The organism is Clostridia bacterium, assembly GCA_035628995.1.
Lineage (GTDB): Bacteria > Bacillota > Clostridia > Lutisporales > Lutisporaceae > BRH-c25.
In genome coordinates this window covers 1-20,833 of the sequence record DASPIR010000031.1, presented here as the reverse complement: position 1 = coordinate 20,833, position 20,833 = coordinate 1, and the positions used below count along the sequence as shown (strand labels likewise).

19 protein-coding genes and 1 rRNA gene are annotated in these 20,833 nt (G+C 40.8%); 16 read left to right on the top strand and 4 right to left on the bottom strand.

All coding sequences use genetic code 11. The annotated features are described in order from the left end of the window. Window positions 1–104: ribosomal RNA gene (gene rrf / locus VEB00_14270) — 5S ribosomal RNA — on the top strand; the annotation flags it as partial. 249 nt (window positions 105–353) lie between these two features. On the opposite strand, the gene VEB00_14265 is transcribed toward rrf, so the two are convergent. After that, entirely contained in the window at window positions 354–1,043 is a 690-nt protein-coding gene (locus VEB00_14265) for a FadR/GntR family transcriptional regulator (GenBank protein HYF84182.1), read from the bottom strand. Between the two features lie 300 nt (window positions 1,044–1,343). Between VEB00_14265 and ilvD the strand changes: the two genes are divergently transcribed. The 10 genes from ilvD (at window position 1,344) to VEB00_14215 (ending at window position 11,943) form a co-directional block, all read left to right on the top strand. Further along, entirely contained in the window at window positions 1,344–3,005 is a 1,662-nt protein-coding gene (ilvD, locus tag VEB00_14260) for a dihydroxy-acid dehydratase (protein HYF84181.1), read from the top strand. Window positions 3,006–3,092: 87 nt separating this feature from the next. After that, window positions 3,093–4,127, top strand: a complete 1,035-nt coding sequence (locus VEB00_14255; protein HYF84180.1) for a TRAP transporter substrate-binding protein — start codon at window positions 3,093–3,095, stop codon at window positions 4,125–4,127. Between the two features lie 25 nt (window positions 4,128–4,152). After that, a complete protein-coding gene (locus VEB00_14250) occupies window positions 4,153–4,647 on the top strand; it encodes a TRAP transporter small permease (protein HYF84179.1) in 495 nt (164 codons plus the stop codon). Then, the gene (locus VEB00_14245) at window positions 4,644–5,906 is read left to right on the top strand and encodes a TRAP transporter large permease (GenBank protein HYF84178.1); all 1,263 of its coding nucleotides are present in this window, start codon (window positions 4,644–4,646) and stop codon (window positions 5,904–5,906) included. The genes VEB00_14250 and VEB00_14245 overlap by 4 nt, the downstream gene beginning before the upstream one ends. A gap of 195 nt (window positions 5,907–6,101) precedes the next feature. Further along, window positions 6,102–6,761 (top strand): hypothetical protein, encoded by a 660-nt coding sequence (locus tag VEB00_14240; GenBank protein HYF84177.1) that lies wholly within the window; start codon window positions 6,102–6,104, stop codon window positions 6,759–6,761. Between the two features lie 125 nt (window positions 6,762–6,886). After that, window positions 6,887–7,771, top strand: a complete 885-nt coding sequence (locus VEB00_14235) for a DMT family transporter (GenBank protein HYF84176.1) — start codon at window positions 6,887–6,889, stop codon at window positions 7,769–7,771. After that, window positions 7,768–8,373, top strand: a complete 606-nt coding sequence (locus VEB00_14230; GenBank protein ID HYF84175.1) for a uracil-DNA glycosylase — start codon at window positions 7,768–7,770, stop codon at window positions 8,371–8,373. Before VEB00_14235 ends, VEB00_14230 begins: the two co-directional genes overlap by 4 nt. Window positions 8,374–8,483: 110 nt before the next feature. Beyond that, entirely contained in the window at window positions 8,484–9,632 is a 1,149-nt protein-coding gene (locus VEB00_14225; GenBank protein ID HYF84174.1) for a DUF362 domain-containing protein, read from the top strand. 30 nt (window positions 9,633–9,662) lie between these two features. Beyond that, window positions 9,663–10,310 carry a class II aldolase/adducin family protein gene (locus VEB00_14220; protein ID HYF84173.1) on the top strand — a complete coding sequence of 216 codons (648 nt, stop codon included), beginning with the start codon at window positions 9,663–9,665 and terminating at the stop codon, window positions 10,308–10,310. 79 nt (window positions 10,311–10,389) lie between these two features. Continuing rightward, window positions 10,390–11,943, top strand: a complete 1,554-nt coding sequence (locus VEB00_14215; protein ID HYF84172.1) for a zinc metalloprotease HtpX — start codon at window positions 10,390–10,392, stop codon at window positions 11,941–11,943. 51 nt (window positions 11,944–11,994) lie between these two features. Here VEB00_14215 and pgmB read toward each other — a convergent pair whose 3' ends face one another. After that, window positions 11,995–12,642: a beta-phosphoglucomutase gene (gene pgmB / locus VEB00_14210; GenBank protein ID HYF84171.1), complete on the bottom strand. Its 648-nt coding sequence runs from the start codon at window positions 12,640–12,642 to the stop codon at window positions 11,995–11,997. Window positions 12,643–12,812: 170 nt separating this feature from the next. After that, a complete protein-coding gene (locus VEB00_14205) occupies window positions 12,813–14,033 on the bottom strand; it encodes an AraC family transcriptional regulator (protein ID HYF84170.1) in 1,221 nt (406 codons plus the stop codon). Window positions 14,034–14,187: 154 nt separating this feature from the next. Between VEB00_14205 and VEB00_14200 the strand changes: the two genes are divergently transcribed. The 5 genes from VEB00_14200 to VEB00_14180 all read left to right on the top strand — a co-directional run bounded on the left by VEB00_14200 (window position 14,188) and on the right by VEB00_14180 (window position 20,594). Next, a complete protein-coding gene (locus VEB00_14200; GenBank protein ID HYF84169.1) occupies window positions 14,188–15,384 on the top strand; it encodes an extracellular solute-binding protein in 1,197 nt (398 codons plus the stop codon). 96 nt (window positions 15,385–15,480) lie between these two features. Continuing rightward, window positions 15,481–16,692: a sugar ABC transporter permease gene (locus tag VEB00_14195; GenBank protein HYF84168.1), complete on the top strand. Its 1,212-nt coding sequence runs from the start codon at window positions 15,481–15,483 to the stop codon at window positions 16,690–16,692. An 11-nt stretch (window positions 16,693–16,703) separates the two neighbouring features. Then, on the top strand, window positions 16,704–17,534 hold the full coding sequence (locus VEB00_14190; protein HYF84167.1) for a carbohydrate ABC transporter permease: 831 nt from the start codon (window positions 16,704–16,706) through the stop codon (window positions 17,532–17,534). Window positions 17,535–17,597: 63 nt separating this feature from the next. Then, window positions 17,598–19,931 (top strand): glycosyl hydrolase family 65 protein, encoded by a 2,334-nt coding sequence (locus VEB00_14185; protein HYF84166.1) that lies wholly within the window; start codon window positions 17,598–17,600, stop codon window positions 19,929–19,931. 504 nt (window positions 19,932–20,435) lie between these two features. Beyond that, complete coding sequence (locus VEB00_14180; GenBank protein HYF84165.1) at window positions 20,436–20,594, top strand: hypothetical protein; 159 nt, start codon at window positions 20,436–20,438, stop codon at window positions 20,592–20,594. A gap of 5 nt (window positions 20,595–20,599) precedes the next feature. Here VEB00_14180 and VEB00_14175 read toward each other — a convergent pair. After that, window positions 20,600–20,833 (bottom strand): hypothetical protein (locus VEB00_14175; GenBank protein HYF84164.1); only part of this gene is annotated, 234 nt, incomplete at its 5' end.

Below are 20,833 nucleotides of genomic sequence, written 5' to 3'. Positions count from 1 at the left end.
ACGGAGAGGTCACACCTGTTCCCATCCCGAACACAGAAGTTAAGCTCTCCAGTGTCGATGGTACTTGGACCGCAGGGTCCTGGGAGAGTAGATCGCCGCCGGGTAAAAGAAAAGAACAACAGCGAAAACTGTTGTTCTTTTCTTTTACCCGTTGGCAACAAGCTTCGCTTGTTGACTTCGATATATTAAGGAAAGCTGTTCTGCGCAGTGATGCTTATGGGCAGTTTGTTAAAGACTTGATCGCTGCCGGGTAAATAAAAAATACGATATGAGAAATCATATCGTATTTTTATTTATCCGTTACGCAAACTAAGTTATATATTCCAGTGCTTGCTGCGTAAATGCTATTATCACTAACAACCCATATCTGTAATTCCTCGTTTTATATGACAATACATGGCAAGTGCTGCACCATCGGCATCTCGCTGCTCAATAAAACGGGCGATATTACGATGGTTGCACAAAGCATTATCGGCAGCACGCTTATGTGTTCCTACATATACCGCAGTATTAATGGCATCGCTTATTGAGGCTTCAATAGCCGGTAGCATCAGTTCAATAACACTGTTGTGCGTAGCCTTTGCAATAGCCGCATGGAATCGCTGGTCTGCCGCTGCAAATGGTTTACCGGCAAGTAACAGCTCCGCAGTTTCCTGTTCATAAGCAATAATTTCTCTAACTTCCTCGTCGCTTGCACGCTCCACTACAAGACGGACATTTGCAGGCTCCAATATCAGGCGCATCTCAAACCAGTTATGCACCAGCTTCTTCTTATCTTCTAAATAAGAAATGCCAAAGGGATCACTTTGAGCGCCCGGTTGCGCAGTAACAAATGTGCCACGTCCTCGTTCTATTGTCAATATGCCGTTTGCAACAAGCGTCTTCACTGCCTCGCGTATTGTTGTTCGGCTGACACCCAGCTCTTCGGCCAGGTGATTCTCATTAGGAAGCTTGTCGTTGGGCTGAAATCTTTTTTCTAGAAAAATCATATCACTGATTTGATTTGCAATGTTTTGCGAAATTGGAATAAAACCGTTAGACATTTTATTTCTCCTTTTCTCCAATTCAAGTACATAGACATTATACCACATAAATTTCCAAAATACAGTATTTAGTTTTGGTTTGGTTAAGAGGTAGTATCTCTTTATGCGAAAATTCATAAAAATATTGACAATTCTCTTAAAAGAGAATAAAATTCAATAAAGACATCATACAACGTTTGCAAATATTTCATTAAAAATCAATTGTAACTTTATTAAATCATTAGGACATCATACAACACTTATTTTACTGAGAAATAGAAAAAACATGGAATTATATTAACATGAAATGGAGGAAAGAAAATGAGAAGTGATCAAATGAAGGTAGGGATTGAAAGAATCGCGCACAGATCACTGTTCAAGGCTCTGGGATTGACAGATGAAGAAATTCGGAGACCTATGATTGGAATTGTAAACTCCCAGAACGACATTATTCCCGGTCATCTGCGTCTGGACGACATAGCTGAGGCTGTCAAGGCTGGAGTAAGAATAGCAGGAGGAACACCATTCGTATTTCCGGCCATCGGAGTTTGTGATGGGATAGCAATGGGACATGAGGGTATGAAATATTCACTGATAAGCAGGGAGCATATTGCTGACTCTGTGGAAATCATGGCAATGGCCCATCCCTTTGATGCACTGGTATTTATCCCAAATTGCGATAAAATTGTACCGGGGATGATTATGGGTGCACTCAGACTCAATATCCCAAGTATTTTCGTCAGCGGTGGTCCTATGATGCCAGGCTTCTACAAAGGTAAAAAGATGACAGTTTCCAATGCGTTTGAAGCTGTTGGTGCAGCAGGCGCATGTAAGATGGATGCGAATCAGGCAAAGGAAATTGAAGACTATTCCTGCCCGGGCTGCGGCTCTTGTGCAGGAATGTTCACAGCCAATTCCATGAACTGCATGACTGAGGTCATAGGTTTAGGCTTGCCTGGAAATGGTACCATACCAGCAGTAAATGCCGCTCGTATTCGTCTTGCCAAGGAAGCAGGCATGAAGATAATGGAGCTGTTGGAAAAGAATATTTGCCCTCGCGATATAGTTACTGCTGATTCACTGCACAATGCTCTGACAGCTGACATGGCTCTGGGCTGTTCAACAAATACCGCACTGCATCTACCTGCAATAGCACATTCTGCCGGTATTAGTATCAACCTGAATGATTTCAACAAGGTAAGCAAGGCAACTCCACAGCTGGTAAAGCTCAGCCCTGCAGGTCCGGACACTCTGATGGATCTCTGGCAGGCAGGAGGACTTCCTGCAGTGCTTAAGGAGCTTGACGAATATGGATTGCTCCGTAACAACTGCATGACTGTAACAGCAAAGACTATGGCTGAGAATATCAAGGATGCTCATGTTGAAGATTCGAATGTCATTAGAAACCGTGAAAACGCATATTCACAGGATGGTGGACTGGCAATACTCTGGGGTAATATTGCACCGGATGGTGCTGTTGTAAAGAAGGGTGCCGTGCTGCCGGAAATGATGGTGCACAGTGGTCCTGCCAGAGTATATAACAGTGAAGAGGAATGCATGGCCGCTATTATGTCAGGCAAGATAGTAGCCGGAGATGTTATCGTTGTTCGTTACGAAGGTCCTAAAGGCGGCCCGGGTATGCGTGAAATGCTTACACCTACTTCGGCAATCGCAGGTATGGGACTTGATAGCAGTGTAGCCTTGATTACAGATGGCAGATTCTCCGGTGCATCAAAAGGTGCATCCATTGGTCACATATCCCCTGAGGCTGCTGCCGGCGGCTTGATTGGAATTATAGAGGAAGGCGATATCATAAGTATCGACATTCCCAACAATAAGCTGGAACTAATGGTGGATGAGGAAACCATTGCTGTGCGAAAGTCTAACTTTATACCGTTAGAGAAGCCTGTGCCAAACGGATATCTCAAGCGCTACCGTAAGATGGTAACATCCGCTAACACTGGTGCAATATTCGAAGAGTAAACTGAGAAATAAAATTGTTAGTAATTCTGTTTCCCCGCCCCGTTCGACTGCATGTAGAATATAAATATATTTGAGGAGGAGAAGAATATGAAAAAACTGAATCGCATTATGCTTATCGCAATGACTCTTATTATGGTATTCAGCCTGACGGCTTGTGGAGAAAAGGTGGCTCCCGCTGCTGCACCTGCCGCTGAGGCACCTGCTGCTGCACCTGCTGAAGCAGTTGTCATCAAGTTAGGTACAACTGTTAATGAACAGGACAGCTTCCAAATTGCGGCTGAGAAGTTTGCCGAATTAGTGGCAGATCGTACCAAAAACGCCTACAAAATTGAAATCTACCCAAATGGTGCGTTGGGCGATGAGAGAACCATGCTGGAGAGCATGCAGATGGGTACTCTGGATATGGGCATCATCACCAGCGGCCCTTTTGTGAACTTTGCACCTGAGATGGGTGTTTTAGACATGCCTTTCCTGTTTAGCAGCAATGAAGGTGTATATAAAGTCCTTGATGGTGAAATAGGTAAAGAACTGCTTAGTAAGCTTGAGTCTGCACAGCTCAAGGGCCTTGCTTATGCTGAAAGGGGCTTTCGTAACCTGACCAACAGCGTTCGACCTGTTGAAAAAGCAGCAGATATAAAAGGCTTAAAGGTTCGTGTAATGGAAAACGATGTATATATATCAACCTTTGAATCCCTTGGCGTCAACACAGTGCCAATGGCATGGTCTGAGGCACTGACCGCTCTGCAGCAGGGCACCATCCAAGGGCAGGAAAACCCGATTAATGTTATCCATTCTTTCAAGCTTTGGGAATCTCAAAAATTTGTTACTATGACTCGTCACGCCTATGCAGCTGCATTGATAACCATGAGTCTTGATAAATTCAGTGGCTTACCCGCCGATGTGCAGCAGATATTCGTCGATTCAGCACAGGAGGCTGCCGAATATGAACGTCAGTGGGTTGCAGATAATGAAGAAAAACAAATGGCTGATCTGGAAGCAAACGGCATGGAAATAGTCAAAGAGCCGGATTTGGAGAGCTTCAGAACAGCTGTTACAGGTGTTTATGATAAGTATCCTCAGTACAAGGAATATCTTACAAGGATCGAAGCAGCTCTCAAATAAATAACCATTAAAGGGGGTGCCTTTTATGGGGGCAGTGAAAGCAATCAATAAGTTGAGCGATATGGTGGATAAAGTGTGCAGCGTCATTTTGGTGGTGCTGATTGGCGGGATGGTGCTGGCTACATCCATGCAAATAATATGCCGTGTGTTCTTCAGTGCTCTTTCATGGAGTGAAGAAATTACACGTTACTTGCTGGTATGGTCAACTTTTATCGGTGCAGGCTGTGTATATAAAAAGGGTGGGCACATTTCGGTGACAGTAATTCAAGACCTGCTGCCGAAAAAGCTGCGAAAGGCAGCACAGGTGCTGGTACATCTGCTGTGCGGCGCATTTTTTGTGATAGCGGTGTATTATGGTTTCAAGTATATGGGAAGGCAGGGTACTCAACTTTCGGCGGCATTGCGCATACCCATGCGTTATATGTACATGGCGATACCCGTTGGAAGTGGAGTGATGCTGTTGCATGCGATTAATGCAATAGCTCTGATTTTTGTTGAAAAGAAGGTGGCGGAACAATGACGGCATTACTGTTTTCAGTTTTCATAATCGGACTTGCTTTAGGAATACCAATTGCCTTTGCCATTGCAATTGCTGGTGTTACAGTATTGGTTAAAGGAGATGTGAACCTGCTTATTATAGTGCAGCGTTTGTTTGCTGCCACAGACTCCTTCCCGCTGGTTGCAGTGCCTTTTTTCATACTTGCTGGTGACTTACTTGCGCGTGGTGCCATGTCACAGAAGCTGGTAACCTTTGCAGAGTCGCTTCTCGGTAAGGTAAGAGGCGGTCTCTCGGTGGTTTCGGTTGTAGCCGGCATGTTCTTTGCGGCTATCTCCGGATCGGGAGCGGCAACTACTGCTGCTGTAGGTGCTACGCTTATACCTGAGTTAAAGAAACGTGGGTATAATGAGGACTCCTCCGCTGCACTTATTGCATCAGCAGGCTGCATCGGTGTTGTAATACCACCATCAGTACCTATGGTGCTTTATGCGGTTATTGCCGATCAGAGCGTGACACAGCTATTTAAAAACGGGTTCTTGCCTGGTTTTATGATGGGAGGCGTTTTGATTGCCATTTCTTTGTACCAGGCATACAAATACAACTATCCCAATGGTATAGCATTCTCATGGAAGAATGTTTGGACAACCTTCAAACAGGCCATATGGGGTCTTATGATGCCTCTTATTATTCTAGGCGGCATATTCTCAGGATATTTCACACCTTCTGAGGCCGCGGCAGTAGCAGTAGTATATTCAATGCTGGTTTCCATGTTCCTGTACCGTGACCTTACCCTGAAGGAATTAGGAAAAATCATGTTGAACAGTGCAAAGACTTCTGCTATCATCATGATTATTATCGCATGCAGCGGTGTGTTTGGATGGGTGCTTGCCAACTGGAAGATACCGGAGGCAGTGGCACAGGGGATACTTTCTATCTCCACTGACAAATACATTATATTATTCTTGATTGCTGTAATTATATTAATTGCGGGCGTTTTTATGGAAACCTCTTCAGCGGTTATCTTGCTTACGCCGGTGTTCCTGCCGTTGGTAAGCATGCTGGGTATCAATTTGGTGCACTTCGGAATTATATTTACAGTGGGTATTTCTATCGGCATGATTACACCGCCTGTGGCGATCAATTTATTTGTCGCTTCAAGCATCACAGGAATGCCGATAGAGAAAATAGCCAAAGCAGTGGTACCTTATCTGATTGGCTTGATTGTGATATTCTTTTTATATATCTATTTGCCATTCTTAATTCCTGGGCTGATAGTTTAAGGAAGAGTAATATTAGAATACATGGTGCAGCCACCTCGGACACAATTCTGCCTGGGGTGGCTGCTATTTTTTTACCCAGACAATTTACACATTATGTATTCTATATTAAGGTGTTTTGTGTTAGTATTTATATAGATAATTGTTTTTATTTGTCGAATAATAATACTAAGGGACGCAAAGAGAGGGTGCTAATATATGGCTTCATGGCTTACACATTTGAGAGTTGCAGAAATGATAAAGCAAAAGGTATCGGAAATTGATTTTCCGTATTTAATAATTGGCAGCATTGCACCGGATTCTGGTGTTCCGGATGAAAGCCAGAGGAACTATACTCCTTCGAAAGATATTACTCACTATAGGTATCAGAAGGATGGCAGCGTTGCAGATATGGATGAGGCACTATTTTTCGGCAACTACCTGGTGCCTGAAAAAATTATGACAAGATCTGATAGTACAAGATCTTTCTTATGGGGTTATTACTTTCATTTGATAACGGATAAGCTCTGGCTTGAAGAGTGCTTCAAACCATTTCAGAAAAGCTATGAAAGTGAAGTAGAGAATCCTGATAAGAATTTTGTGGATTTTATAAGGGAAGAAATGCATTCACTTGATTTTGAGTATCTCAGGGAGAATGGCTCAAAACTTGTGGAACAGCTAAAAAGTTTTGACGGGATAGTAAATTTCTTTTTTGAATTTGATTCAGACTACATATATTCATGTAAAAACCGCATAGTGGATTTTTATTGTGGGGAGCCTTTGCATCTGGATAGGGAATATAAATATTTAAGCCCTCAAATAATAGAAGATTTTATTGCAAAAGCTTCAGAAAAATGCATAAGTATATTAGTGATATAATGCCCTGTAACAGAATCCGGTTCTAGCAGCAGGGCATACATTAAGGAAGTGCGTTATTAACACTTTGAATTATTTATAAATATGTTGTGTTAATAAGCACTTAAATTCTGCTTTGGGGGATAAAAATGAAGTATAAGGGTTATGTATTACTGGGAATAACAGTATTACTTTTTAGCACATTAGAGGTGGTCACCAGCACACTAAAAGGTATAGTAAATCCACTGCAGCTGACATTTTTGAGATTTCTTATAGGGGGCATAGTGTTGCTGCCCATGGTAATCAAAAGAAAAGAAAAGATGCAGGCCAAGGATTTATTATTTTTTTTAGGTTTGGGAATACTAAATATACTTATAAGCATGGGAAGCCTGCAACTGGCCATCAGCATGGGAAAGGCTTCGACAGCAGCCATACTGATAAGCTCAAACCCAATATTTGTTCTACTATTTTCATCATTTTTGCTGAAAGAGAAGGTAACTTTTGAGAGGATAGCATGCATACTTCTGGGTATGGTGGGGATCATCCTAATTATCTATAAAGGAAATGTAGGGGGCGATACTGCCATAAGCCTAACTCTTGGGATCATAGCATCACTTACCTTTGGGCTTTATACTGTATTAGGGAAACTAAAGTCAGAAGGGATAAGCAGCATTACTATGATTTGTCTCTCCTCTATTTTTGGTAGCTTGTTATATGTGCCTATACTGCTGATGAACGGAATTCCTTTGTTTTATATTCCGCAAGGAGCTTTTTTAAAAATACTCTACGCAGGAGTGTTTCTTTCCGGAGTAGCTTATATAACCTATATGGAAGCATTGAGAATTTTGACAGCAAGCAAGGGGGCCATGGTATTCTTTTTAAAACCGGTAATAGCATCGATGCTTGCAGTGGCTTTTCTGGGCGAAAATCTGAACCTAAAAACTGTGATAGGAATGCTGCTTGTACTTATTGGCGTGTCCATTAATTTTTTCAAAATAAACTTCAAAACCGCGGAAAGCAGGGATGACATTTGAAAAGGCAGGAGCTTGATGGCATAAATCAATTGTACCAGGGTAAATTGCATGAATATTTTAGGGGTGAAGTACCTCTGGTATTTGGCAATGGCAATGTGGATTCGAAAATCGTACTGGTAGGCGAAGCTCCCGGCAAGACTGAGATTGAGCAGGGCAAGCCTTTTGTGGGGCAGGCGGGGAAGAATCTGGAGGAGTTCATAAACACACTTGGCATTCTACGCGAGGATTTATATATAACTAACGTTGTAAAGTTCAGGCCTTTTAGGATAAATTCGGAGACGGGACGGGAGTCCAACAGGCCTCCGACTAAGGAAGAAGTAAGGATATCCACAGATTTCATAGAGCATGAGCTGTCTGCAATCAAGCCAAGACTAGTTGTAAGCCTTGGGAATATTGCACTCCGGTGTATACTAAAGGATGATAAGGCCACAATTGGTATGATGCATGGCGCAGAAATCAGCGTAAGATTTGCAGGTGCGGAGTTTGTGCTGTTTCCCTTGTATCACCCAGCCAGTATTATTTACAACAGGTCATTGAAGGATGTATATTTGCAGGATTTGCTCAGGTTAAGAGGTTTTATAAAAAAAGAAAAGTTTATGTAAAGGAACCGGACATTCGGTTCCTTTATTCATTAACTAAAATTTATGATATAATTGTGGGTATAATATTATGGGATGTTATGGGAAATGATTCTTATATTAGAGGTGTAGAGATGAATACAGTAAACATCGTAAGATGCGGGAACTATGAATTTGAAAATGTAAAAAAAGTAGTTTATGAAGTCCTTGAAGGTATTGATGCAATAAGACTTAAGATAACAAAAGGCTCCAGAGTGCTGGTAAAGACAAATCTCCTTATGAGGAAAAGTCCTGACGATGCGGTCACTACTCATCCTATGGTAGTGGAAGCCATAGTGAGATATCTACAGGAGCTTGGCTGCAAGGTTATTATCGGTGACAGCCCCGGGGGACCCTTCACTGAGTGGAATTTGAAATCTGTTTATAAGGCAGCCGGTATGTTTGAGGTTGCTCTGCGAACAGGCTGCGAGCTTAACTTTAATACTGAGGTACTTGAGATATCCAACCCTGATGCTAAACGGCTTAAGAGCATGCAGATTATAAAAATAGCCAGGGAGGTTGATTTTGTAGTATCTGCCGCAAAGCTGAAAACTCATGGAATGATGACGTATACCGGTGCAGTGAAGAATCTTTTTGGTGTAATACCAGGACTTGTAAAAGCGGACTACCATTTAAGACTAAATAGTGTAGATAACTTTGCTGATCATCTGGTGGATATCTGCGAAGCAGTGAAGCCGGTTTTTTCGATTATTGACGGTGTTGACGGAATGGAAGGAGATGGACCTTCTGCCGGGGAGAAAAGACATGTGGGGCTTATCCTGGCTTCAGATAGTCCTTATGCTCTTGACACGGTGGCTTCAAGCATAATCGGAATGGAGCCTATGATTGTGCCCACAATAAGGGCGGCAAGGCAGAGGAACCTGTTCAGCGGTGAATTGGGTGATGTTCAGATAAAAGGTGTACAGCTCGACGAAATAAAGCTTGCTCCATTTAAACTTCCTAGCTCAGTAAATGTAAACTTCGTAGGCGGCAGAGTCCCTAAAGTGTTTGAAAAATTCCTGCTGAACAATTTAAGGCCAAAACCAGAATTTAATTATGACCTTTGCGTATCTTGTGGAGACTGCAAAAGAAGCTGCCCTCCCGGAATAATTGATATGAGCAGCGGCAAGCCTGTTCCTGATTTGAGCAAATGTATCAGATGCTTCTGCTGTCATGAGCTATGTCCTAAGAAGGCTGTGGATATTAAGAGACACTGGCTGTATAACAGGATGTTTAAAAAATAGAATGAAAATAGGACTGGGGAGGTTTTACTGATGTTACTTAAAGAGCTTAGACAAAGGGTAATAGATATTGCATTAAAAGCGCAAAAAGAAAAACTTATTCCCCTTACTATGGGCAATTTCAGTGCAAGGGATAGAGAGACAGGATATATGTGCATCACACCGAGCGGAATGGAATATGATAAACTGACACCTTCAGATATAGTCGTAATGGACGTAGACGGCAATGTGACAGAAGGTGAGAGGAAACCATCTATTGAAACTCCTTTGCATTGTGCTGTATACAGGAGAAGAAGCGATGTGTTCGGAGTATCCCATACACATTCGGTATTTGCTACTGCATGGGCTGCTTGTAATGAGAGCATACCTGTAGTTGTTGCAGAGCTTGCAGCACTTATCGGAGGACCGGTAGAGTGTGCGGTATATAAGCCTATGGGTTCTCTTGAGCTTGCTGAAACGGCTGCCATACGACTTAAGGATCGCCATGCAATTCTCCTTGCAAACCATGGAGTGCTTGCAGTAGGCCAAGATATAGAAACAGCTTTTGCAAACTCAGTTGTAGTTGAAGAAGGAGCTAAAATCGCTTTTTATGCAAGGCAAATAGGTGTGATGAAGTTGATTCCGGAAGAAGAATGCAAATCATTAAGAAAAAGCACCTTGGAGAAATATGGGCAGAAGTAGGAAGTTACAAATACTGTAAAATATAGTATAATATAATAGGTGTGAGTTGTTGAAGCTATATTTGACAGGAGGTCAAGTGATGGATTATAATTACGGTTCTTTAATGAAAAAAGCGGTAATAACACTTACTTTGATGTTTGGATTTCTGTTTGCGGTGGTTACAGGCCTGTTGTGGTACTTTGACATGCCTTTAAGCTACGCGCTTTCAGCTGCTGTGATTGTTGTGTTGCTGCAGTATCTGTTAAGTCCTCTGATTATACCTATTCTGTATAAAATTGAATTTATGGATGGATATTACGGACTTACGGATGAAACCTGGCAGTTTATAGAAGATACCTGTAAAAACATCAATATAAGAAAACCACAAATAGGCATAATTAAGGACGGCAATCCAAATGCGTTTACCTATGGTTATTTCAGTGGGTATGCAAAGCTCATACTTACTCAGGGCTTGATTGAGAAGTTATCTCAGGAAGAACTTGAGGCGGTAATAGCTCATGAACTGGGACATATAAAGCACAATGACTTTATTGTAATGATGATGGTTTCGCTGATACCAATGATCATGTATCAGGTTTACACATGGACCCATAGAAGTGATAAATCAAAGCCGGCATACTGGGTTGGAATAGGCGCATATGCTGCTTATATATTCAGCCAATTCTTCGCACTGTCCTTTTCCAGAATAAGAGAGTATTATGCGGATAGTTTCTCCAAGGATATTCTGAATAATGGCGAGCCTTTGAAGAATGCCCTGATTAAGATCGCATACGGATATACTTCAATGGAGGAGAAAAAAGGCAGAAAGGTTGCGACAATCGGGATCGCAAACCATATCCAGAACGAGGGCTTCGTATTAACCCAGTATAAAAATTTGACTTCAAATAACCTGGAAGAGAAGCTTATTGGATGGGATATGAAGAATATCTGGGGCAGATGGTATGAGCTGAACTCAACCCATCCGCTTACAGCCAAGAGAATACTGGCCCTGGAGGGTAAGTCTTCCGGTGAATATGCAGTAACCGCATCAGATGTACTGAAGTTTCTGCTGGAGGCAGCAATCGGACTGCTTCCTTGGATTTCTGGCGCAATTATCTATTTCACCAACAGGATCAGAATAATTGAAGATGGATTTTACTCCACAATCATAAGTGTAGCAAAGCAGGAACCTTTATATATGATATTGTTAGGTGCAGCGTTGCTAATAAAGTTTTATTACTCTTATGGCAAGGATTATCAGGAGTATAAGCTGAAGGAGCTGCTTTCTAATGAAGATGCATCACCGGTGAAAGGGATACCTGCAGTTATAGAGGGTAAGGTAATTGGGCGGGGTATACCAGGATATTTCTTCAGTGAAGACCTTGTTATTGATGATGGTACTGCTATAATGCTTATTGACTATAGGCAGCCTCACAGGATTTTTGAAATAATATTCAGCCTTGCTAGAGTGGAAGAGTTGAAGGAAAAGGATGTAAAGGTCGTAGGTTGGTATAAAAGAGGACATAGACCATATTTCCAATGCAGGCACATATATGTTGATAACAAAAGGCTTATATCCTTTAACTATATTCTAACTGAACTGTTTGGATATGCTCTAATAGCAGCTGGTATAGTAATGTATCTTATATTTTAATCCTTAATAAAAAAGTGTCTTCCTCGGTTTTGAGGGAGACACTTTTTGCTGTTATAAATTTAATATATTCAAATCAACATTTTCAAATCCGGGAATCATTATATCGGCGTCTGAGAGCTCAGGACTTGTGCCAATCCCTATGCACTTCATACCTGCTCTTCTAGCGGCTTCAACCCCTGCTTTTGCATCCTCGAAGACAACACAGTTTTCAGGAGGCAGTCCAAGCTCCTGTGCCCCAAGCAGGAATACCTCAGGGTCGGGCTTTGCCTTGGATACCTTATTGCCGTCTATGATAGCATCAAAGTATTCTGTGAGCTTCAGGCTCTTCAGTATAATCCCGGCATTCTTGCTGGCAGAGCCTAGAGCGATTTTTATGCCGGCAGCTTTAAGTCTCGTAATGAAATCCCTTGCGCCTGGAAGTACTTCCTCTTCACCTATATCGGAAATGTATTCTACGTACCATCCATTTTTTTTGTCTGCATATGAATGCTTTTCCGCTTCGGAAAGTGACAGACCCCCTATTTCAATAAGTATTTCCATACATGCCATTCTACTGACTCCTTTGAGTCTTTCGTTATCTTTTTGGGAGAATTCAAAGCCAAGTTCATCAGAAAGTCTTTTCCATGCAAGATAGTGGTATTTGGCGGTATCAACAATTACCCCATCCAGATCAAATATACAGCCTTTTATTAAACTCATATAACCTCCTAAAGAGCGCATATTGCAACTATTAGGAAGATTATAGAATAATTTCATAGTATTTTCAATTATGAATACTTCTAAAAATATCGCAGAAATTTTATAAGGAAATAATTTAAGTTTTGTGATTTTACATTAAGGTAACATAAGCGCATATGCGTTATGTATTATTATTCATTTTGCTGATTGTACTTTACTCTATAATCATTGGGCGTACGGCCGACAAATTTTTTAAAAACCTGTGTAAAGTAGCTTTGATTGCAGAATTGATAAAATACTGCAATATCTGAGATCTTGGTATTTGTATATCTTATATAGTATTTTGACTCATCGACTCTCGTCTTAATAATATAATCAAGTAGGTTAACCCCAACTTCTCTCTTGAATAGAGTTGATAGATAATTGGGATGTACATAAATTGCATCAGCTATTTGCTGTAGAGTAAGTTTATTTGTGAGATTCTTATATATATAGGAGATGGCCTGCTGTATTATGTTAGAGTACTTGCTTTTGGATAAATCCTGGACTATTTGCACATATTGTTCAGCAGCGGTGTACTCATATTCCATCAATTCCGGCAGGCTGTTCATTTCTTCAATGGCGAGTATTATGGAGTCACTCAGTGTAAAAGCTGCTTCAGGCATTACCCCACCTTCTATTGCTGCTCTGGTGAATAAGGTAACAGAACAAATCAGTGAGTTTTTTACTGATCGTAGGGCATCCTTTGATAATCTTGTCCGTTTTAGGGAGTTTATTTCACTAAGAACTGTCATGGAATCATTTAAATTGCCGGATTTAATTTTTAGCAGTAATTCCTGCTCCAGGAAGTGCGGGGGGTGATGGAATAGTGTTTCTCTGTTTTTAATCATTTCGGTGAAATACTCATCTGAAATAAATATGCGCTCCTTGGGATATTCAGCCCTCGGGTCTCCTTCAAGCATACCACCGAACAAATATTCCAACAGCTTTCCACAGTAATAACACCTGTTTGTATCTATTATCAGTAGACTCTCGAAGTAATTTACAAGCTTATTCTTGATTTTTATTGGCAATTTATTGAGCCTTATTATATTATTAATTATACCCTCATGAACTTTTTCATTTATGATGGGACCGGCAATTACCTGATAGCTTTCTTTTATATGCAAAATAATGAAGCACTCGTCATAAATGTTTTTATAATAATAGGACTTGATTCTATCATAATTGGAAGTGTCAGGTACGGTGAGCATATCTTCAATTTGGTATGCATCTTTTATTATATTGTTTATATAGTTGATTTTCTCAGGTAAAGAATATATGCTTTTGTTGTTTTCAAGCAGACTAACAGGCACAAGGGTTGCCTGGTGGAAGGTCCTGAGTTTCTCTTTTGTACTTTTAAGCTCCCCCATAATAAACCTCCAGTGCTTTGAATAATGAATTTAATTTGTCATATTCTGAATATTGACGATATTAATATTTTAACATAAATGTTAATATTTTGGTATATTTAATATCCTGCTTGTTTTAATATGTATTTAGGAAAACTTTTTAGGAGGGAAATAAATGAAAAGGAAAATCGCGTTATTAGTAGCAGGTCTTATGATTTTCATGTCTTTCAGCGGTATCGGCGTTAGTGCTGCGGATGAAAAGATTGTTATCAAGTGGGCAGTCCAGACAGACAATACACCGGCTACACAGGTTCTTATCGATGAATTCAACAGAACCCAGAGCAAATACAAAGTAGAATGGGTACAGATGACCAACGATTCTACGCAAATGAAAACTCAATTAATGACTTCCTTATCGGCAAAATCCAGCGAGTATGATGTTATCGCAATGGACGTTGTTTGGGCTGGTGAATTTGCAGCAGCTGGCTACCTGAATCCCCTCGATAAGGATATGTATGCTGCCAGCTTAAAGAAAACTCAATTTAATTCAGGCTCAATGGCAGCCGGAACCTACATGGGCAAACAGTACACACTTCCATTTTTCCCAGATTTAGGGATGCTTTATTTCCGTTCCGACATCGTCAGCAAGGAAGATGCTGCTAAGCTTGTTTCAGGAAAATATACCCACAAAGACTTGGCTGCTATGGCTAAGAAGTATAAGGGCAAGGGTGGAACAACGGACGGCATTGTTTATCAGGCAAGACAGTATGAAGGTCTTACCTGCAATGTTGCTGAGTTCACAGGCGGTTTCACCGATATCAGGGGTGGACTTGAAACTATGAAGTTCTTTTCAACTTCCGGTATTGCACCAAAGAACATACTGAACTACAATGAAGCAGAAACACATAACTCATTTATAAACGGCAAATCCGTATTTGCAAGAAACTGGCCGTACATGTACTCTATGTTGACTGAATCCGTTAAACCGGCACAGGTTGGTATCGCTCCTCTTCCAAAGGGAAGCACAGTCGGCGGATGGGTGCTTGGTATCAACAAGAACTCCAAGAATGCTGCAGGCGCATTTGAATTCATGAAATATGCAGCAGGCTGGACCGGTCAGATGATTATGTCCAGAAAGGGCGGCTATTTGCCTGGCTATAACGTATTATTGAATGACTCGAGAGTACTTGATGTAAATCCTATGCTGAAGATTGAAGGCTTCAAAAACGCAGTTAAAACAACAATTTCGAGACCTGTTTCGGCTCAGTACTCAAAGACATCTGATGCAATCCAGGTAAATGTACATAAATATCTATCCGGAGGACAGGATCTGAATACAACTGTTAAGGCAGTACAGAATGCATTAAAGTAGTACACAGAACATATATATTAGAACGATAAAGAAATTGGGCTCAAGTAATACTGGAGCCCAATTTCTTTGATAAATCTTTTTCGGGGGAGTGGTCGGATGAAAAGGATGGGGTTTAAGGAAGCGCTCTTTATTCTGCCAGCAATTATTCTTATAGCAATATTCTCATTATGGCCTATTTTCAAAATTATCAATTATTCTTTTTTCGATTATCAGTTAAGTGATCAGCAGAAATCCCAGCTTTCAACGCGGGAGAAATTTAATGTCGACTTGTTTAATGAAAATCTGGATTATGTCAGCATGTTTATTGATATGAATCGTGAAAGCTTCCCGGAGGATGCTCAAGGGAAAGTGGATGAAGTTATCATTGATGTCAATGAATTTAAGCAGCTTCTTGCCGATAAATCGGGTTTCATCGAATTGAGTGGAGAGCTTAAAAAGCAGATCAGGAGTAATTATGATAAATTAATAACTGAAGCCGATTATTTTGTTCAGAACTTTGATTTTCCTGACAGGGAGAATCTTCAAATGATTATGGAAGATATGAGCAAGAGTTATGTGCGTTCGAATTTTATCGGGCTGCAGGGCTATTATAATGCGCTTAAGGATGAAAGAATCCAGATTGCATTGAAGAATACGACGGTATTCACGGTTATATCTGTTGCAATTGAGCTTGTCCTAGGACTGGGGCTTGCCATCATCATGAATAGAGCGATGAGGGGTCAAGGACTTATTCGTGCCGTTTCCTTGATACCGTGGGCAATACCGACTACTGTGGCTGCCCTTATATGGAGTTATTTGTACGACGGGAGCAGCGGTATAGTGGCTTATATGCTGCAGAGCCTTCATTTAGTCAGGGACTCGAAGGATTTACTGTTGTCCGGCGGCGGAGCAATGGCATCTGCAATCTCTGCAGATGTATGGAAGACCACCCCATATATGGCACTTCTTATACTGGCGGGTTTTCAGACTATTCCGGGAGCTGTATATGAAAGCGCTAAGGTTGACGGATCCGGTGTATTCAATACCTTCTTCAAAATTACCCTTCCTCTTCTGAAGCCTACAATACTGGTTGCCCTGCTAATGAGGACACTGGATGCCTTCAGAGTGTTCGACCTTATCTATGTTCTTACAAGCGGTGGCCCGGGCGGTTCAACAGAAACCATGTCCATCTATGCTTTTAAGACGATGTTTGAGCAGTCTAATTTTGGTTATGGATCAATTGTCGTCATACTCATGGTTTTGTGTGTTGCATTAATTGCGGCCTTCTATATAAAAATACTCGGTGCAAATGTGATGGAAAGGGATTAGGAGGTATTGAGATGGATAAGAAATCAAGCAAGACTATTTCCCCGGTGTTCATATTTGTTTCATTATATTTGGTTGTAATTGTTTTTCCATTTATTTGGGTTCTCGCAGCCTCTTTCAAACCAACACAGGAGATATTCGGGGATGGGGCTTTCAGAATAATATCAGCAAATCCGACATTGGAGAATTATATAAATGTCTTGCAAAACGGTTTAATCAGGTCAATGATGAACAGCTTTATAGTCGCAAGTTTAACCACGCTATACGTGATATTAGTTGCATCCCTGGCAGCATATGCAATTACAAGGTTCAAGTTCAGAGGAAAGAATTTGCTGCTTGGTATAATATTGGCAGTTTCTATGTTCCCCCAGATGGTAATTGTAGGTCCGATTTATAACTTGTTTATGAAGTTCAATATGACAAATAGCTATTTTGTTGTTCTGCCATATTCTACAATTACTTTACCAGTTGCTCTTTTCATTTTGGTCACGCATTTTAACAAGATTCCAATTTCATTGGAGGAAGCGGCTACAATTGATGGGGCCACATCAATGCAGATACTGTCAAAAATAGTATTCAGACTGGCAGCACCGGGGATTTTCACAACTGCTATAATCGTATTTATAGCAGCGTGGAACGAGTTCCTGCTTACAGTCACATTGAATACTAATAGAGCCTACCATACTGTACCTGTAGCGATATCTTTCTTGAGGACACAGTTTACTATACTGTGGGGAGATGTTACTGCTGCTACGGTTATAGTAACAATACCTACACTGATCATTGTACTGTTATTCCAGAAGCAGATAGTATCCGGCTTAACCTCTGGAGCAGTTAAGGAATAGGAATTTTATATTTCACCAGCATTATGTGTTAGATGCTGTGCATATCAGAAAGGGGCTTACAACATGAAATCGGAGGTCGTAGAACTTAAGCCATGCTATAGGCTTGATGAATGGGAAATTATTGAAGACAGCTTTAGCCCTGAAAGAAACTTCCACAGTGAAACAATTTTTTCGACGGGAAATGGATTTATCGGAATCAGGGGGACTTTTGAAGAGGGGCTTGAAGATGATGCAAAGCTAGGGGCTGAAGGAACATTCTTAAATGGCGTATATGAAGAAGGGATCATCAGATATGGTGAAATAGCATATGGTTTTCCTGAGAAAAGTCAGACTATGATTAATGCTGCTAATGGCAAGAAAATTGTCCTGAACCTGGATGATGAGACATTCAATATGCAAACGGGAAATATTCTGGAATACAAGCGTTCAATTAACATGAAGGAAGGCATATTGAAGAGGAGTCTTATATGGCAGTCGCCAAAGGGAAAGCAGATTAGGCTGGAAACTGAAAGAATGGTATGCCTTCAAAGAAAGAACATAGCCGTTGTTAAATATAAGGTTATTCCTATAAACTTTGACGGTAAAATAGAAATCATCTCAGAAGTTGACGGGAATATGAAAGATTCTTTAGCAGAAAAGGATCCGAGGATTGGGTTGGGAATAGAGGAAGGTGCGTTCTATACTGTTGATGCAACGGTAAATGCTGACACGGCTGTTCTTCTGCAGAAGACAAGAAAGACGGAGATAACTGTTGCATGTGCAGCTAGAGGCGAAATAAAAACAGAGTGCTTTTACGGTACTGGAAGCTATATCAATGAAGACACGGTCGGATTTCAATACCATGTGGCAGGTCAAAAAGGCAAAGCTATAGACTATACAAAATACATCGCTTACGAGGCCTCCTGTGGAAGTCAGAAAAGCATACTGGATCATGCCTTAAAAGCATTGGAAAGTGCAGTCAATCAAGGCCATAGCAGGTTAATTGAGGAGCAGTATGAGTTTTTGTCGGATTATTGGTATAAGTCAGATGTAGAAATAAAAGGGGATATCGCATTACAGCAAGCTATTAGGTTTAACCTATTCCACCTTCTCCAGTCAGTGGGAAGAGACGGAAAGACCAATATGTGTGCCAAGGGACTTACAGGGGAAGGCTATGAAGGCCATTATTTCTGGGATTCTGAGATGTATGTGATACCGGCATTTTTATACAGCAGACCTGAAATAAGCAGGAAGCTTCTGGAATACAGGTACAGCACCCTGGATAAGGCTAGAGCCAGAGCAAGAGAAATGTCCCATAGCAAGGGAGCTCTCTATCCATGGAGAACAATTAATGGAGAGGAATGTTCGGGATATTTTCCGGCAGGTACTGCCCAGTATCATATAAATGCGGATATAGCCTATGCGATAAAGAAATATGTAGAAGTCACCCAAGATGAAGAGTTTGTGCTGCTCTACGGAGCGGAAATATTATTTGAAACAGCCAGGCTGTGGGCGGATCTGGGTTTCTTCAACAGTGAGAAGGATGGCAAGTTCTGCATAAACTGCGTCACCGGCCCTGATGAGTATACAGCTATAGTAAACAACAATTTCTATACTAATCTTATGACAAAGGAAAATCTAGAATATGCCTATAGGACTGCAGTCTGGATGAAGAAGGACCATGAGGCGGATTATGAAAGGCTTGTATCAGCTATAGGACTTGAACCGGATGAGATAGTCCTATGGAAAAAAGCTGCTGACAATATGTACACACCATATAGTGAAAAGCATGGAATACACGCGCAGGACGACACTTTTTTGGATAAAGAGGTATGGGATTTTGAAAACATACCCAAAGAAAACTATCCTCTGCTTTTGCACTATCATCCGCTGGTCATATACAGGCATCAGGTCTGCAAACAGGCAGACGTAGTATTGGCATTGTTTCTCCTAGGACAAAAGTTCAGCCTGGAGCAGAAAAGGAAGGACTATGACTACTATGAAAAAGTCACTACCCACGATTCTTCTCTATCGGCATGTATATTCAGTATAGTAGCCAATGATATAGGATACCACGAAAAAGCATATGATTATTTTATAAAAACGGCAAGAATGGATTTGGACGATTATCAGGGCAACACCCATCATGGGGTTCATACAGCTAATATGGCAGGCAGCTGGATGTGCATAGTGAACGGATTTGCCGGGATGCAGGTCCACGATGATATACTGGGGTTCCAGCCGTATATTTATCCTGACTGGGAGGAATACAGCTTCAAGATAAGCTACCGGGGGCGGTTGATTAAGCTTACGATAAACAGTGCAGGAACTACATATGAGCTTATTGAGGGCACAGAACTGGAGATTACTCATAAGGGTGAGAGTATTAAATTAAGGGATAAAATGATATTGAAGTAGACTATTGAGAAATCAATGGTCTTTTTTTTAAAGTACCCAGAAAGACAGAAATCGTTTTATAATAAAAACTATATAAATAGAGCAAAGCATATAGTATATTATAATTGCTACTGCAATATACATAGTAAGGGATATGGCTATGCTTGCGATGGATGAGCTGTCAGTTGCCCCAATCTAACATCCGGCAGCTTTGTTCAGAGACGAATGTAGAAAAAGACTTTTTGGGGAAGACTTGTAAAAAGTGAAGGAAAAGTATGATGATATTGCTTCCCTTGAACAAAATAAGGGTTTATAAATTTGTATTTGAACTGCCAATTAAATTGATTTTTGCAAAATACATATTTGGATGTATATAATGAAGAAACGTGAAATAATAAACTGACGGCATTTGTTTTAGTATTTGTTTTACTAAGCGATATTAGTCCATTATTTTTAGAGGACTTCGAAAAAAATGGCTTAATGATAAATAATATCTCTTTATATAAGGAAATCAGAGTGCCCTCATTGGAAGGAATTACTGACTCTCCGCCGGGAAAAATCAATGATGCCCTTGGAATCGAAGTAGTACAGGAAGAAGGAACCACGATAATAAGCAGGCAGAATCTCAAGTCTGCATGGAATATTACATATTGGTTCAACTTACCAGTTGCAATGGTGGGTTAAAAATGTTAAGATAAGATTCCTGTCGCAAACAGCACAGGAAAACAGACAAAAAGCCTTAAACTTCCAGTTGACTCTGAAAGATATACATGGTAGAATGAAATTCCTGCCTCGGTAACGAAGCGGAAAAACAGACAGAAAAGAAAGACGCAAATTGCCACTAAAAACCAGTAAAAACGTTGTTGACAACGGTTTGGCGGTGTGGTAATATAGTAAAGGTCGGCGGCAGAAACGCCGGCAGA

Coding starts and splice junctions, on each gene's coding strand:
- VEB00_14265 (HYF84182.1), bottom strand. CDS start 1,043: ATGTCTAACGGTTTTATTCCAATTTCGCAAAACATTGCAAATCAAATC.
- ilvD (HYF84181.1), top strand. CDS start 1,344: ATGAGAAGTGATCAAATGAAGGTAGGGATTGAAAGAATCGCGCACAGA.
- VEB00_14255 (HYF84180.1), top strand. CDS start 3,093: ATGAAAAAACTGAATCGCATTATGCTTATCGCAATGACTCTTATTATG.
- VEB00_14250 (HYF84179.1), top strand. CDS start 4,153: ATGGGGGCAGTGAAAGCAATCAATAAGTTGAGCGATATGGTGGATAAA.
- VEB00_14245 (HYF84178.1), top strand. CDS start 4,644: ATGACGGCATTACTGTTTTCAGTTTTCATAATCGGACTTGCTTTAGGA.
- VEB00_14240 (HYF84177.1), top strand. CDS start 6,102: ATGGCTTCATGGCTTACACATTTGAGAGTTGCAGAAATGATAAAGCAA.
- VEB00_14235 (HYF84176.1), top strand. CDS start 6,887: ATGAAGTATAAGGGTTATGTATTACTGGGAATAACAGTATTACTTTTT.
- VEB00_14225 (HYF84174.1), top strand. CDS start 8,484: ATGAATACAGTAAACATCGTAAGATGCGGGAACTATGAATTTGAAAAT.
- VEB00_14220 (HYF84173.1), top strand. CDS start 9,663: ATGTTACTTAAAGAGCTTAGACAAAGGGTAATAGATATTGCATTAAAA.
- VEB00_14215 (HYF84172.1), top strand. CDS start 10,390: ATGGATTATAATTACGGTTCTTTAATGAAAAAAGCGGTAATAACACTT.
- pgmB (HYF84171.1), bottom strand. CDS start 12,642: ATGAGTTTAATAAAAGGCTGTATATTTGATCTGGATGGGGTAATTGTT.
- VEB00_14205 (HYF84170.1), bottom strand. CDS start 14,033: ATGGGGGAGCTTAAAAGTACAAAAGAGAAACTCAGGACCTTCCACCAG.
- VEB00_14200 (HYF84169.1), top strand. CDS start 14,188: ATGAAAAGGAAAATCGCGTTATTAGTAGCAGGTCTTATGATTTTCATG.
- VEB00_14195 (HYF84168.1), top strand. CDS start 15,481: ATGAAAAGGATGGGGTTTAAGGAAGCGCTCTTTATTCTGCCAGCAATT.
- VEB00_14190 (HYF84167.1), top strand. CDS start 16,704: ATGGATAAGAAATCAAGCAAGACTATTTCCCCGGTGTTCATATTTGTT.
- VEB00_14185 (HYF84166.1), top strand. CDS start 17,598: ATGAAATCGGAGGTCGTAGAACTTAAGCCATGCTATAGGCTTGATGAA.